The 14896-nt window shown below is 60.4% G+C and carries 8 protein-coding genes; 5 read left to right on the top strand and 3 right to left on the bottom strand.

The features are described 5' to 3' along the window. Position 1: 1 nt before the first annotated feature. Together waaF and glnE are read right to left on the bottom strand one after the other, a co-directional pair. Positions 2 to 1036: a lipopolysaccharide heptosyltransferase II gene (gene waaF, locus F8N96_RS05670; protein WP_150796985.1), complete on the bottom strand. Its 1035-nt coding sequence runs from the start codon at positions 1034 to 1036 to the stop codon at positions 2 to 4. 169 nt (positions 1037 to 1205) lie between these two features. Then, the gene (gene glnE / locus F8N96_RS05665; RefSeq protein WP_150796984.1) at positions 1206 to 4142 is read right to left on the bottom strand and encodes a bifunctional [glutamate--ammonia ligase]-adenylyl-L-tyrosine phosphorylase/[glutamate--ammonia-ligase] adenylyltransferase; all 2937 of its coding nucleotides are present in this window, start codon (positions 4140 to 4142) and stop codon (positions 1206 to 1208) included. 383 nt (positions 4143 to 4525) lie between these two features. On the opposite strand from glnE, the gene aceE reads away from it, so the two are divergent. The 5 genes from aceE to msrA all read left to right on the top strand — a co-directional run bounded on the left by aceE (position 4526) and on the right by msrA (position 13881). Then, complete coding sequence (gene aceE / locus F8N96_RS05660; protein ID WP_150796983.1) at positions 4526 to 7171, top strand: pyruvate dehydrogenase (acetyl-transferring), homodimeric type; 2646 nt, start codon at positions 4526 to 4528, stop codon at positions 7169 to 7171. A gap of 11 nt (positions 7172 to 7182) precedes the next feature. Continuing rightward, complete coding sequence (gene aceF / locus F8N96_RS05655; protein WP_150796982.1) at positions 7183 to 9147, top strand: dihydrolipoyllysine-residue acetyltransferase; 1965 nt, start codon at positions 7183 to 7185, stop codon at positions 9145 to 9147. A 270-nt stretch (positions 9148 to 9417) separates the two neighbouring features. Then, complete coding sequence (locus F8N96_RS05650) at positions 9418 to 10812, top strand: alkaline phosphatase D family protein (protein WP_150796981.1); 1395 nt, start codon at positions 9418 to 9420, stop codon at positions 10810 to 10812. A 222-nt stretch (positions 10813 to 11034) separates the two neighbouring features. Continuing rightward, positions 11035 to 13134 carry a putative bifunctional diguanylate cyclase/phosphodiesterase gene (locus F8N96_RS05645; protein ID WP_150796980.1) on the top strand — a complete coding sequence of 700 codons (2100 nt, stop codon included), beginning with the start codon at positions 11035 to 11037 and terminating at the stop codon, positions 13132 to 13134. A gap of 99 nt (positions 13135 to 13233) precedes the next feature. Continuing rightward, positions 13234 to 13881, top strand: coding sequence for a peptide-methionine (S)-S-oxide reductase MsrA (gene msrA, locus F8N96_RS05640; RefSeq protein WP_150796979.1), 648 nt, complete (start codon positions 13234 to 13236; stop codon positions 13879 to 13881). Between the two features lie 130 nt (positions 13882 to 14011). Here msrA and F8N96_RS05635 read toward each other — a convergent pair whose 3' ends face one another. Further along, positions 14012 to 14851, bottom strand: coding sequence for a 23S rRNA (adenine(2030)-N(6))-methyltransferase RlmJ (locus F8N96_RS05635; protein ID WP_150796978.1), 840 nt, complete (start codon positions 14849 to 14851; stop codon positions 14012 to 14014). Between the last annotated feature and the right edge of the window lie 45 nt (positions 14852 to 14896).

The following is a 14896-nucleotide window of genomic DNA, read 5'->3' as shown; positions in this document are numbered from 1 at the left end:
ATTATTTGACCTCGACCACAGTGCCCTGCAACCGCTGCAAAGCTTCGTTCACCGCTTGCGGCATCAGCTGGCGCAGGCAGTTGTAATGGCCAAAGCGGCACGTGCGATCGAAGCACGGACTGCATTCGATGCCCAGACGCACGATCTCGACGTGTTCGGCCAATGGCGGCGTGAAGCCTGGTGATGTCGAGCCGTAGACCGCCACCAACGGGCGATTCAGCGCGGCGGCGACATGCATCAGGCCAGAGTCGTTGGAAACCACCGCGTCGGCGCAGGACATCAGGTCGATGGCTTCGGCCAGCGACGTGCCGCCGCTGAGGTTCACCGACTCTTCACGCAAGCCGGGAATCAGCCGCGACCGGATGTCTTCGCCAACGCCATGATCGTTCTTCGAACCGAACAACCAGACTTGCCAGCCTTCACGAATCTTCGCTTCGGCGACCTTGGCATAGTGTTCGGACGGCCAGCGCTTGGATTCGCCGAACTCGGCACCGGGGCACAGCGCCAACACCGGACGGTCGAGGGTCAGACCGAACTTGGCCAGTGCCGCTTCCCGGCTGACCGGATCGATTTGCAGGCTCGGCCGCGGATAGGGCTTGGGCAGCTCAAGGCCGGACTCGTATGCCAGAGCCATGAAGCGCTCGATCATCAGCGGGTAGCGTTCTTTGTCCAGCGTGCGCACGTCATTGAGCAGGCCATAACGGAACTCGCCACGCCAGCCGGTGCGTTTCGGGATGCCGGCGAAGAACGGCACCAGCGCCGACTTCAGGGAATTGGGCAGCAGGATCGCCTGGTCGTACTGGCCGGCCAGGGATTTGCCGATGCGTCGACGGGTCGCCAGTTCCAGCACACCGTGGCCGAGCGGAAAGCTCAAGGCCTGGCGCACTTCGGGCATGCGCTCGAGAATCGGCCGGCTCCACTCAGGGGCCAGCACGTCGATTTCGCATTGCGGGTGGCGTTGCTTGAGGCACTGAAACAGTGTCTGCGCCATCACCATGTCACCGACCCAACTGGGCCCAACGATCAGAATTTTCATGTGGTTTCCATAAACGAACCGGGGAGGCATACGCCTCCCCGCCTCGAGAACTCTACAAAACACTGCAGATCTACTGTAGGAGCGAGCTTGCTCGCGATGAACCTGAGCACACCGCGGGGTATCAGGTTAGCCGAGTCATCGTTAACGACCATCGCGAGCAAGCTAGCTCCTACAACCCTAGCTCACGCCAGATCCGCAGTACCTGCCGTCGTTCGTCCGCGAACTGGTCGCCGGGTATTACGCCGGGGTCCTTCTGCAAGGCCTGCCGGTGGGCGGCGGAGCGGTAGGCTTTATAGGCCTCCCGCAACAGGCTGGCGTCTTCGGCGGGCATCAGCCCTTCCTCCTCCAACCCCTCCAGGATGCGGATGTTATCGGTCCAGCGCAGCAATGACGGGTGCGTTTGCGACCACGCCAGAGCCGCGTATTGCACCATAAATTCAATATCGACGATACCTCCGGCGTCCTGCTTGAGATCGAATGGCGCCGTGGCCTCAAAGGCGTTTGTCCCGGTGCCTGCCGCGGTGCTCTTGCTGCCGAGGTTATCGCGCATCTTGGCGCGCATCTCGCTGACCTCCTGACGCAAGGTTGCCAGGTCCCGTGATTTGCCCAACACCGCGGCACGCACTTGTTCGAACGCCCGGCCGACATCCTCACTGCCCACCAGTACCCGCGCCCGCACCAATGCCTGATGCTCCCAGGTCCAGGCTTCGTTTTCCTGATAACGGGCAAACGCCCCCAGGGAACTGACCAATAACCCCGAGGCACCGGACGGACGCAGGCGCATGTCCACTTCGTAGAGCTGACCGGAGTTGGTCTGGGTGGTCAGCAAGTGAATGATCCGCTGTCCGAGCCGAGTGAAGAACTGGGCGCCGTCGATTGGCTTGGGCCCGTCGGTTTCCGCCTGCGGATCGCCGTCGTGGATGAACACCAGGTCCAGGTCCGAACCATGCCCCAATTCCAGCCCACCGACTTTCCCGTAACCGACAATGATAAAGCCGGGATCGCACACCGTGCCGTCGGTACGCAGGGGCGTGCCGTACTTGGCCACGGTCTGGCGCCAGGCCAGGGCCAGTACCTGTTCGAGAATCGCTTCGGCGAGCCAGGTCAGGTAATCGCTGACTTTCATCAACGGCAGGCTGCCGGCGATTTCCGAAGCCGCCACCCGCAAGCGGTGCGCCAGTTTGAAATGCCGCAGGGCCTCCATCTGCTGTTCGAGGTCGTCCTCGGGAATCCGTGTCAGGCGCTCGCGCAACTCGGCGGCCAGTTCCGGCGCCAAGGGCGGCTTGAACAGCCGGCCTTCGTTGAGCAATTCATCGAGCAGCAGCGGGAAGCGGGTGATTTGTTCGGCGATCCACGGGCTCGCGGCGCACAGGGTCAGCAAGCGTCGCAGCGCGCCGGGGTTCTCGGTCAGCAACACCAGGTACGCAGAACGGCGGGCCACGGCTTCAACCAATGGCAGCACCCGTTCCAGCACCAGGTCGGGATTGGCGTGCTCCACGGCTTGCGCCAGCAAGCGCGGGATGAAGGCATCGAGGCGCTCGCGTCCCAGGCGCTGCATGGCGCGCAACTGCGGGCTGCCGCGCAGGCTGGCCAGGGCTTTCAGCGCCTTGCTGGCATCGGTGAAACCGCCCTCTTCCAATTGACGGCATGCCGCTTCTTCGTTCTGGGCTTCTTCCCACAGCGGCAGCCATTCGCCACCGACCACCACTTCGCTTTCGCTGCCTTGTTCTTCGTCGGGGTCGGCGATCACCTGGCCGAAGTGCCACGCCACCCGACCGCGCCAATACATGAGCTGTTCATGGAAAGCGGCCCAATCGTCGAAACCCAACATCAAGGCGATGCGCGCCTGGTCCTGAGCGCCGTCCGGCAGCATCTGGGTCTGGCGGTCGGCAATCGCCTGGATGGCGTGTTCGGTGTAACGCAGGAATTCGTAGCCTTCGCGCAATTCGCTGATCACCGCCGGCGGCAGGTAACCCTGGTCTTGCAGCGTGCTCAATACGTTCAATAGCGGACGTTGCTGCAGGCTCAGGTCGCGGCCACCGTGAATCAGCTGAAAGGCCTGGGCGATAAACTCGACTTCACGGATCCCGCCGGAGCCGAGCTTGATATTGTCGGCCATGCCCTTGCGCCGGACTTCCTGCTGGATCAGCTGCTTCATGGTGCGCAGCGCTTCAATGGCCGAAAAGTCCAGATAACGCCGGTAAACGAACGGCCGCAACAGGTCGAGCAACTGCGCGCCAGCCACTTGATCGCCGGCCACCACCCGCGCCTTGATCATGGCATAACGCTCCCAGTCGCGACCCTGGTCCTGGTAATACTGCTCCAGTGCGTTGAAGCTCAGCACCAAGGCGCCCGCCGAGCCGTACGGCCGCAGGCGCATGTCGACACGGAACACGAAGCCATCGACCGTCATCGGGTCCAGCGCCTTGATCAGACGCTGGCCAAGACGAATGAAAAATTCCTGGTTATCCAGCGAACGCTTCACGCCGACGGTTTCTCCCCCCTCGGGGTAGGCAAAGATCAGGTCGATGTCCGACGACAGGTTGAGCTCCACCGCGCCGAGCTTGCCCATGCCGAGGATGACCATCTGTTGCGGTTCGCCACTGCGCCGGCCGGTGGGCACGCCGAATTGCTGGCAATGTCGCGAGTACAACCACTGATAGGCCTGATCGATGCTGGCATCGGCCATGTCCGAGAGGTCGCGGCAGGTCTGGACCAGATCGGCCTGACGGGTCAGGTCGCGCCAGATGATCCGCACCTGGTGGCGATTACGCTGGCGACGCAGGGCGCGACCGAGCTCATCGTCGGTTTCAACCGCGCTCACCCCTGCCGCAATCTGCCCGCACAACTCACCGGGCGCATAACTGCGGTCCAGCTCCCCGGACTGCACCAGCTCCAGCAACATGGAAGGGTCGCGCGCAGCTTGTTCAATCACGAAGTCGCTGGCAGCGGTGACCCGGGCGAATTGCGCCCAGCGTTCCGGCGGCCAGCCGGATAGCCCCAGGTCGTCGTCCAGCCCGGCGGCAGCGGCACGGAGCGATTGCTCGGCGCGGGTGACAAACGGCAGGAGGGTGGCGGGCAGTTCGGCAAGCGAAGGGAGGCTCATGGTCTATCCTTGATCGGCGTGTAGAGGGCTGCATGTAGTGATTCGCGAAAACACACTACCTGATCGACTGTCGAACAAAGGTTAGAAATAGCTGAAATTTCTTTCTTTTTGGCAGACAGCATCAAGCTTTCACCTTTTTCGGTTGGCAAAAGACCAACCTTAACGATTATTCTCACAACGCAGCCGGAGGCCACAAGCCGCTCATCTGTAGTTTTACTACTCGTCTATACATTCGAAAGGCTGAAATGCCCGATGATTTGTAGTAAAACTACACGCCGCCGGAACAACCTCTCGGCAATCCAAGAATTTATATCGTCTGCCCACAAGGCCAGTCGCAAACTCAGGCAACCGATTCTGGAAGCCTTTCCGCCCTGGAGCAAGCCATGCAAGACCTCGATCCCGTCGAAACCCAGGAATGGCTGGACGCCCTGGAATCGGTTCTCGACAAAGAAGGCGAAGACCGCGCTCACTATCTGATGACCCGTATGGGTGAACTCGCGACCCGCAGCGGTTCGCAGTTGCCTTACGCCATCACCACGCCGTACCGCAACACCATCCCCGTTACCCACGAAGCACGCATGCCTGGCGACCTGTTCATGGAACGCCGCATTCGCTCGTTGGTACGCTGGAACGCGATGGCCATGGTAATGCGTACGAACCTGAAAGATTCTGACCTGGGTGGTCACATCTCCAGCTTCGCTTCCAGTGCGACCCTGTATGACATCGGCTTCAACTACTTCTTTCAGGCCCCGACCGACGAGCACGGCGGCGACCTGATCTACTTCCAGGGCCACACCTCGCCAGGCGTTTACGCCCGTGCGTTCATGGAAGGCCGCATCACCGAAGACCAGATGAACAACTTCCGCCAGGAAGTCGACGGTCAGGGCTTGTCGTCCTACCCGCACCCTTGGCTGATGCCGGACTTCTGGCAGTTCCCGACCGTATCCATGGGTCTGGGCCCGATCCAGGCGATCTACCAGGCACGCTTCATGAAGTACCTGGAGGCCCGTGGCTTCATCCCTGAAGGCAAGCAGAAAGTCTGGTGCTTCCTGGGCGACGGCGAGTGCGACGAGCCGGAATCCCTGGGCGCGATCTCGCTGGCTGGCCGCGAGAAGCTCGACAACCTGATCTTCGTCATCAACTGCAACCTGCAGCGCCTCGATGGCCCGGTTCGCGGCAACGGCAAGATCATCCAGGAACTCGAAGGCGTGTTCCGCGGTGCTCAGTGGAACGTGACCAAAGTCATCTGGGGCCGTTTCTGGGACCCACTGCTGGCCAAAGACGTCGACGGCATCCTGCAACGCCGCATGGACGAAGTCATCGACGGCGAGTACCAGAACTACAAAGCCAAAGACGGCGCGTTCGTGCGTGAACACTTCTTCAACTCGCCAGAACTCAAGGCGATGGTTGCAGACCTGTCCGACGACGAGATCTGGAAACTCAACCGTGGCGGCCACGACCCGTACAAGGTCTACGCGGCGTACCACGAAGCGGTCAACCACAAAGAACAACCGACCGTCATCCTGGCCAAGACCATCAAGGGTTATGGCACCGGTGCCGGCGAAGCGAAAAACACTGCGCACAACACCAAGAAAGTCGACGTCGACAGCCTGAAGTTGTTCCGCGATCGCTTCGACATCCCGGTCAAGGACGAAGAGCTGGAAAACCTGCCGTTCTTCAAACCGGAACCAAACAGCGCCGAAGCCCGTTACCTGAGCGAGCGCCGTACTGCACTGGGCGGTTTCGTGCCACAGCGCCGCGCCAAGAGCTTCGACATCCCGACGCCACCGCTGGATACCCTCAAGGCAATCCTGGACGGCTCGGGCGACCGTGAAATTTCCACCACCATGGCCTTCGTGCGGATCCTCGCGCAGCTGGTCAAGGACAAGGAAATCGGTTCGCGCATCGTTCCGATCATCCCGGACGAAGCCCGTACCTTCGGTATGGAAGGCATGTTCCGTCAGTTGGGCATCTACTCGTCCGTCGGCCAGCTCTACGAGCCAGTCGATAAAGACCAGGTGATGTTCTACAAAGAAGACAAGAAGGGCCAGATCCTCGAAGAAGGCATCAACGAAGCGGGCGCCATGAGCTCCTTCATCGCTGCCGGCACTTCGTACTCCAGCCACAACCAGCCGATGCTGCCGTTCTACATCTTCTACTCGATGTTCGGTTTCCAGCGTATTGGCGACCTCGCCTGGGCCGCTGGCGACAGCCGTACCCGTGGCTTCCTGATCGGCGGCACCGCAGGCCGGACCACGCTGAACGGCGAAGGCCTGCAACACGAAGACGGTCACAGCCACATCCTGGCTGCCACCATCCCGAACTGCCGCACCTTTGATCCAACCTACGGCTACGAGCTGGCGGTGATCATCCAGGACGGCATGAAGAAGATGACCGAAGAGCAGCAGGACGTCTTCTACTACATCACCGTGATGAACGAGTCCTACCAGCAGCCAGCCATGCCGGCCGGTGTCGAAGAAGGCATCATCAAGGGCATGTACCTGCTCGAAGAAGACACCCGCGAAGCGGCGCACCACGTTCAGCTGATGGGCTCCGGCACCATCCTGCGTGAAGTCCGTGAAGCGGCGAAGATTCTGCGTGAACAGTTCAACGTCGGCGCTGATGTCTGGAGCGTGACCAGCTTCAACGAGTTGCGTCGCGATGGCCTGGCCGTCGAGCGCAGCAACCGCCTGCACCCGGGCCAGAAGCCTAAACTGAGCTATGTCGAAGAGTGCCTGAACGGCCGTAAAGGTCCGGTCATCGCGTCTACCGACTACATGAAGCTGTTCGCTGAGCAAATTCGCCAGTGGGTCCCGTCCAAGGAATTCAAAGTCCTGGGCACCGACGGTTTCGGCCGCAGTGACAGCCGCAAGAAGCTGCGTCACTTCTTCGAAGTCGACCGTCATTTCGTGGTGTTGGCAGCCCTGGAAGCCTTGGCTGACCGTGGTGATATCGAACCCAAGGTGGTGTCTGAAGCCATCGCCAAGTTCGGGATCAACCCGGAAAAACGCAACCCACTGGACTGCTGAGGAGACACTCTGTGAGCGAACTCATTCGCGTACCTGACATCGGCAGCGGTGAAGGTGAAGTAATTGAACTGTTTGTGAAGGTCGGCGACCGTATCGAAGCCGACCAGAGCATCCTGACGCTTGAGTCGGACAAGGCGAGCATGGAAATTCCTGCGCCCAAGGCCGGCATCGTCAAAAGCCTGAAAGTAAACATCGGCGACCGCCTGAAAGAAGGCGACGAACTGCTGGAGCTGGAAGTCGAAGGTGCCGCTGCGGCAGCCCCTGCGGCTGCCGCTGCACCGGCGGCCAAAGCTGAAGAGAAACCGGCTGCTGCTCCAGCGCCGGCCGCTCCTACCGCTCCTGCCGCTGCGCCTGCTGCCGCTTCGGTTCAGCAAGTGCACGTGCCGGACATCGGCTCGTCGGGCAAAGCCCAGATCATCGAGATCCAGGTCAAGGTCGGCGACACCGTCGAGGCTGATCAGTCGCTGATCACCCTGGAATCCGACAAGGCCAGCATGGAAATCCCATCGCCTGTTGCTGGCGTGGTCAAGGCCATCAGCGTCAAGCTCAACGACGAAGTCGGCACTGGCGATCTGATTCTGGATCTGGAAGTGGCAGGTGCTGCGGCACCGGCTGCTGCCGCGCCGGCCCAGGCCGCTGCTCCGGCTGCTGCGCCTGCTCCTGCGGCAGCCCCGGCTGCTCCAGTAGCCGACAGCGTTCAGGACATTCACGTCCCGGACATCGGTTCGGCAGGCAAGGCCAAGATCATCGAAGTCCTGGTCAAGGCCGGCGACACCGTTGAAGCCGACCAGTCGCTGATCACCCTGGAATCCGACAAGGCAAGCATGGAAATTCCATCGCCTGCCGCTGGCGTGGTGGAAAGCGTTTCCATCAAGCTGGACGACGAAGTCGGTACCGGCGACCTGATCCTCAAGCTGAAAGTCAAAGGCGCTGCGCCTGCTGCTGCCCCGGCTCCGGCCGCTGCGGCACCGAGCGCTGCTGCTCCTGCTCCAGCCGCCGCAGCCCCTGCTGCTCCGGCAGCGGCGGCACCTGCTGCGGCCCCGGCCAAACCGGGCGCCAAGGTTCATGCTGGCCCGGCTGTACGCCAACTGGCTCGTGAATTCGGCGTCGAACTGGACGCCGTCGGCGCCAGCGGTCCGCACGGTCGCATCCTCAAGGAAGACGTGCAGGTTTACGTCAAGGCCATGATGCAGAAGGCCAAGCAAGCACCGGCCGCTGCTCCTGGCGCAACCGGCGGCGCGGGCATCCCGCCGATTCCGGTCGTCGACTTCAGCCGTTTCGGCGAAATCGAAGAAGTGCCAATGACTCGCCTGATGCAAATCGGCGCGTCGAGCCTGCACCGCAGCTGGCTGAACATTCCGCACGTGACCCAGTTCGATTCGGCTGATATTACCGAGCTTGAAGCGTTCCGCGTCGCTCAGAAAGCCGTGGCAGAAAAGGCCGGCGTCAAGCTGACCATCCTGCCGCTGCTGCTCAAATCCTGCGCGCACATGCTCAAGGAACTGCCGGACTTCAACAGTTCGCTGGCGCCAAGCGGCAAGGCGATCATCCGCAAGAAGTACGTGAACATCGGCTTCGCCGTCGACACCCCTGATGGCCTGCTGGTACCGGTCATCAAGAACGTCGACCAGAAGAGCCTGTTGCAACTGGCAGCCGAAGCCGCCGTGCTGGCCGCCAAAGCCCGCGACAAGAAGCTCACCGCTGACGACATGCAAGGCGCCTGCTTCACCATTTCCAGCCTCGGTCACATTGGCGGCACCGGCTTCACGCCGATCGTCAACGCGCCGGAAGTGGCGATCCTCGGTGTTTCCAAGGCAACCATCCAGCCAGTCTGGGACGGCAAAGCCTTCCAGCCGAAACTGATGCTGCCACTGTCTCTGTCCTACGATCACCGTGTGATCAACGGCGCCGCTGCGGCACGCTTCACCCAGCGATTGAGCGCCCTGCTGGCGGACATCCGCACCATCCTGCTGTAACACCGATCGGCCCTCCGTCACCGGAGGGCCGGTTGCGTTCCACGCTTTCCGAGCGCCACACGCTCGTACCTCAACCCCGCCCATTTGGCGGGGCTTTTTTTTGCCTGACGTTTTTACTTCCTACAGTTGTGGCTGATATCGCCCACAACTCCAGTCCATTTCTGCCCGGTATTTTTTAGGGTCCAATCAATAGTCTTATTGATACGAATCTAACGATGCGCGCCGACATCAATACTTGATCGACAAGCGCAATACTGAATGGACTCTAGTATGTTCAAACCAACGGTCGGCCCGATTATTGGCCACACCACAATTAACCACGCGCGTATTTTCGTGCGTGGCCAGTTCCAGATGAACACCCGGGCATTTGCCGGTATCCGATATCGACCGCGGGGGGACCAACCCTGGCTGGACAGCGTTTTTACCAAACTCGAATCCGTACGCGACATGTCCCAGGTCATTGTCCTCAATGATCTCGTGGCCAACACTGAATACGAATACCAGGCGGGCTGGTTCAGTCTTGCAAGCCCGGCGCACACCCTGGAGACAGTCACGGAGCTGCCACTGCAATGGCCCCAGGACATTTACCGCTTTCGCACGCCTTCCGATGCAGTGACCCAGCCACGCGCTTATATCTTCGGCTCGTGCCGATACCTGCAGTTGACTGGCGGGGTACCGATATTGCCGCACCTCAGCGACCGGATTTTCGCCTCGATCAAAACGCTTGCAGAGCAGAGTGATCCACCTGTCAGCGCGATGTTGATGATTGGCGACCAGGTTTATCTGGATGACCTGAACGCGATCGCGCCCGACCGCGAACTCAATCAAATGCTCGTTAAATACCGCATTGCTTTTTCCCAACCCAATATCAGCCAGCTGATGTCCACTATTCCTACTTACATGATTCTTGATGATCATGAAATAGAGGATAACTGGCCGACCAAAAGAAAGTGCGATGACGATTATATGTACAACAATGCAATACTCGCTTACGAGTTATATCAAGCCAGCCACAGCCCGACTCACCCACTGCTCGATAACGGCCAGGTCAATCCGGCATCGGACCGATATTGGTATCAATTTTGCGAAGGAGATATCGAATGGTTCGTCATTGATTGCCGCACCCGGCGCACGCTCGCAGCCGATGACCGACGCATGATTGATCAAGCGCAGGAGCAGGCACTGTGCGAGTGGCTGATCAACAGCACGGCCCGGGTCAAGTTCGTGGTCACCAGCGTAATGTTGTACCCCGACCTGATCAGAGACGTTGATGATGGCTGGAAAGGGTTTCCCGAGCAACGCCTGCGCCTGCTGGAGACCATCCGCAAGCACCGCCTCAGGAACGTCTTTATCGTCTCCGGCGACGTGCATGGCTCGCTGGTCAGCCGAATGACCCACAGCGAGGACCCGGAATTCGAGATTCACACCCTGGTGTCATCGCCACTGAGCAACAGCAAAATGCTGCCCTATGCCAAGGCTTCCAGCTTCATTCTCGATCAGCCATTGGCCAAAACCGAATCGGGCGAGTATCGGCATGAACTGGCCGGCGAGGTGATCAGCCAGGACAACTTTGCCCATCTGGTGATTGATACTGCAAAGATTCGCATCAGTTATCACGGCAGGACGGGCAACCTGTTGCAGAGTGTTGAAATTCCATTGCGCTGAAAAATCCCCGATCGTAGCCTGCAGGGCTGCGATCCTTTCGGGCCGGAACACTGCTTTTGTGCCGCCACTGCAACATTCCTGGCCCCTGCCGACCTATTCTTATAGCACTTGGCTTTCATCTCGCTTGTCAGTCGGTGTCGCAATGATGCAACCTTGCGTCACGCAACAGAAAAGAGGGCGCGAGCCCGGCGCGACCAGCACCTTCGAAGCGAGTCTCCCTTCATGAAAAGCCAACCCGATGCCATCAGCCGTATGGTGGCCGAGGTCGTGACGCAGTTGCCTGTGCCATCGCGGCTGGGCATGCTGCGTTTCGAACGGCTGAATGAACCGAGCTGGGCGCTGCTGTTTCTCGACGCCAATTGCGAACGACAGTTCGGTCAGCCGGCGACGGAGCTTTGTGCCCTGGTCGACTCACCCTACGCCAGTCTGATGGAGCCCGAAGCGCGCTATCGACTGCACGACGCGATTCAGCAGCAACTTCGCGACAGCCCGCATTACCTGATCCGCTACACCCTGCACACCGCCAAAGGCGCCCTGAGCCTGCTTGAGCTGGGCGAAGCCTACCGACAACACAATCGCCACCTGCTGCGCGGCTACCTGATGGTGGTCGGCGGAGTGTTCGAGGACGAACTGCGGCTACCGACGCCGAGCGCTCTGCACCTGTTCCAGCGTGCGGTGGAACAAAGCGCCAGCGCCTTCCTGCTGGTCAATTGCGACGGCGTGGTGGAGTACGTCAACCCAAGCTTCACGGCGATCACCCAGTACACCACCGATGAAGTCCACGGCCAGCGGCTGTCGCAATTGCCGGCGCTGGAAAATCTCAGCGAACTGCTGTTTGACGCGCCCTCGGCGCTGACCATGGGTAACAGCTGGCAGGGCGAATTCAAAAGCCGGCGCAAAAACCTCGAACCCTACTGGGGCCAGTTGTCGATTTCCAAAGTCTACGGTGACAACCGCGAGCTGACCCATTACATCGGCATCTATGAAGACATCACCCAGGCCAAGCTTGCCCAGCAGCGCATCGAGCGCCTGGCCTACACCGACAACCTGACCAACCTCGGCAACCGCCCGGCGTTCATCCGCAACCTCGATGAGCGCTTCGCCCGGGACAGCGATACACCGATCAGCCTGTTGCTGGTGGACATCGACAACTTCAAGCGGATCAACGACAGCCTTGGCCATCAAACCGGTGACAAGTTGCTGATCAGCCTGGCCCGGCGCCTGCGCAACAGCCTGAGCCCGAGTGGCAGCCTGGCGCGCTTCGCCAGTAACGAATTCGCTGTGCTGCTGGACAACACCGACATCTCGGTTGGCCAGCAAGTCGCCAACCAATTGCTGGCGACCCTCGACAAGCCGATGTTCGTCGACAACCAATTGATCAGCGTCACCGGTTCCGTGGGCCTGGCCTGCGCGCCGCTGCACGGGCGCGACCCGCAGACCCTGATGCGCAACGCCGGGCTGGCGCTGCACAAGGCCAAGGCCAACGGCAAACATCAGGTTCAGGTGTTTACCGAAGCATTGAACGCCGAGGCCAGCTATAAGCTGTTCGTCGAGAACAACCTGCGCCGGGCCCTGACCCAGAATGAACTGGACGTGTTTTATCAACCCAAGCTCTGCCTGCGCAGCGGTCGCCTGCTGGGAATGGAAGCCTTGCTGCGCTGGAACCATCCGGAAAAAGGCATGATCCGTCCGGATCAGTTCATCAGCGTCGCCGAAGAAACCGGCCTGATCATTCCGATCGGCAAGTGGATCGCCCGCCAGGCCTGCCGCATGAGCAAAGACCTGACGGCCGCTGGCCTGGGCAATCTTCAGGTGGCGATCAACCTGTCGCCCAAACAGTTCTCCGACCCGGACCTGGTGGCGTCGATCGCCAGCATCCTCAAGGAAGAAGCACTGCCAGCGAACCTGCTGGAGCTTGAGTTGACGGAGGGCCTGCTGCTGGAAGCCACCGAAGACACCCACCTGCAGCTTGACCAACTCAAGCGTCTGGGCCTGACCCTGGCCATGGACGACTTCGGGACCGGTTACTCGTCGCTCAGTTACTTGAAAAAATTCCCGATCGACATCATCAAGATCGATCGAAGCTTCATCCACGAAATTCCGGACAACCAGGACGACATGGAAATCACCTCAGCGGTGATCGCCATGGCCCACAACCTGAAGCTCAAGGTCGTGGCTGAAGGCATCGAGACGGCCGAGCAGCTTGCGTTTTTGAGGCGCCACCGCTGCGATGTCGGCCAGGGCTACCTGTTCGACCGACCGATTCCAGGCGGCGAGCTGATCGAAAAACTCAAACGCTACCCGCGTGGCCCGATCGCCTGACAGCGGTCTCGCTCCCACAGAGATAGTGCGTAATGGGACGGCATTGGGCACACTGGCGTTCTGCGTATCAACATTCCAACCTGACTGAGAGGACTGATAATGGTTCTGCGCTCGGAAATCCTGGTAAACAAAAACGTGCTCCCTACCAAAGAACAAGCCCTGCCTGGCCGTGAAACGCCAATGTCCCTGCCGGAAAAACATTTCGTCCACGATGCCCCGCTACTGGGCCCGTTCGCCAACAATGTCGACTTTGCAATCTTCGGCCTGGGTTGCTTTTGGGGTGCGGAACGTCGCTTCTGGCAGCGTGAAGGCGTAGTCAGCACCGTGGTGGGGTATGCCGGTGGTTTCACGCCGAATCCGACCTATGAAGAAGTCTGCTCGGGCCTGACCGGTCACAGCGAAGTTGTGCTCGTGGTCTACGAGCCGGAAAAAGTCAGCTACGACGAGCTGCTGAAGATGTTCTGGGAGCTGCACAACCCGACTCAGGGCATGCGTCAGGGCAACGACATCGGCACCCAGTACCGCTCGGTCATCTACGCCACCAACCCAGACCAGCTGGCAGCTGCCAAGCACAGCGAGCAGGTGTTCCAGGCCGAACTGACCAAGGCTGGCAAAGGCACCATCACCACCGAAATCGAAGAAGCCCCGACGGTCTACTTCGCCGAGGCGTATCACCAGCAGTATCTGGCCAAGAACCCGGAAGGGTATTGCGGGATCGGCGGTACAGGCGTGACCTGCCCGATCTAACCGCACACCGATCATTCCCACGCTCCGCGTGGGAATGCCGCCAGGGACGCTCCGCGTGCCGCTTTTAGGTGACGCAGAGCGTCACGGGATGCATTCCCACGCAGAGCGTGGGAACGATCACAGCAAGAGATCAACTCTCGGCAATCAACCAATCCATCTGCCACCCACCCTGGGTCTGCCCAAGCTTTTTGGACAACCACGGCAGCAACTCACGCAATTCCTCTTCCAGCCCCCACGGCGGATTGGCAATCGCCAACCCCGAGCCATTGAGACTGTTCGGCGTATCCAGCGGATGCACCAGCAACTCCACCCGCAACAACTTCGGCGCGCCCGTGCCGGCCAGGTCCTGATAAAAGCGCCGCAACAGGCGCTGGTCCTTCACCGGATACCATATCGCCGCCACGGTCTGGCGCATCCGGCCGATCGCCTCTTTCAGCGACGCCGCACAGCGCTGCATCTCATCGAGCTGCTCGAACGGCGGATCGATCAACATCACCGCGCGTTTCTCCGGCACCGGCAACATTGCCCGCGGCACATGCCAGCCTTCGCCCAGATGCACCTTCACCCGACGATCGCCCTTCATGTTGTCCTTGAGCAACACACCATCCTCGGGGTGCTTCTCGTTGAGCAACACCCGATCCTGCGGCCGCGTCAGACGCCGCGCCAACTCCGGCGACCCCGGGTAATAGCGCAACTGGCCATCCGGGTTCATCTCGTGCAGCACCTGCATGTAATCAGCCGTAAGGATCGGCAGATCCGGCTGATCCCACAACCGCGCGATGCCTTCCAGGTACTCGCCGGTACGGCTGGCCTGATCGCCCTGCAGGTCATACAAACCAATGCCGGCGTGGGTGTCGAGATAGGCAAACGGCTGCTCCTTGCGCGACATCAAGGCGATGAGGCGGGTCAAGGTCAGGTGTTTGAACACATCGGCGTGATTGCCGGCATGGAAGGCGTGACGATAATTCATGGCTGCTCCTGCGAAGGGCGGCAAGTTTACCTTGTACGGGGCTGG

The organism is Pseudomonas fluorescens, from assembly GCF_902497855.1.
Lineage (GTDB): Bacteria > Pseudomonadota > Gammaproteobacteria > Pseudomonadales > Pseudomonadaceae > Aquipseudomonas > Aquipseudomonas fluorescens_BI.
Note: the sequence above shows the minus strand (reverse complement) of the source record. Positions and strands in the feature narration are given on the sequence as shown.

Coding starts and splice junctions, on each gene's coding strand:
- waaF (WP_150796985.1), bottom strand. CDS start 1,036: ATGAAAATTCTGATCGTTGGGCCCAGTTGGGTCGGTGACATGGTGATG.
- glnE (WP_150796984.1), bottom strand. CDS start 4,142: ATGAGCCTCCCTTCGCTTGCCGAACTGCCCGCCACCCTCCTGCCGTTT.
- aceE (WP_150796983.1), top strand. CDS start 4,526: ATGCAAGACCTCGATCCCGTCGAAACCCAGGAATGGCTGGACGCCCTG.
- F8N96_RS05650 (WP_150796981.1), top strand. CDS start 9,418: ATGTTCAAACCAACGGTCGGCCCGATTATTGGCCACACCACAATTAAC.
- F8N96_RS05645 (WP_150796980.1), top strand. CDS start 11,035: ATGAAAAGCCAACCCGATGCCATCAGCCGTATGGTGGCCGAGGTCGTG.
- msrA (WP_150796979.1), top strand. CDS start 13,234: ATGGTTCTGCGCTCGGAAATCCTGGTAAACAAAAACGTGCTCCCTACC.
- F8N96_RS05635 (WP_150796978.1), bottom strand. CDS start 14,851: ATGAATTATCGTCACGCCTTCCATGCCGGCAATCACGCCGATGTGTTC.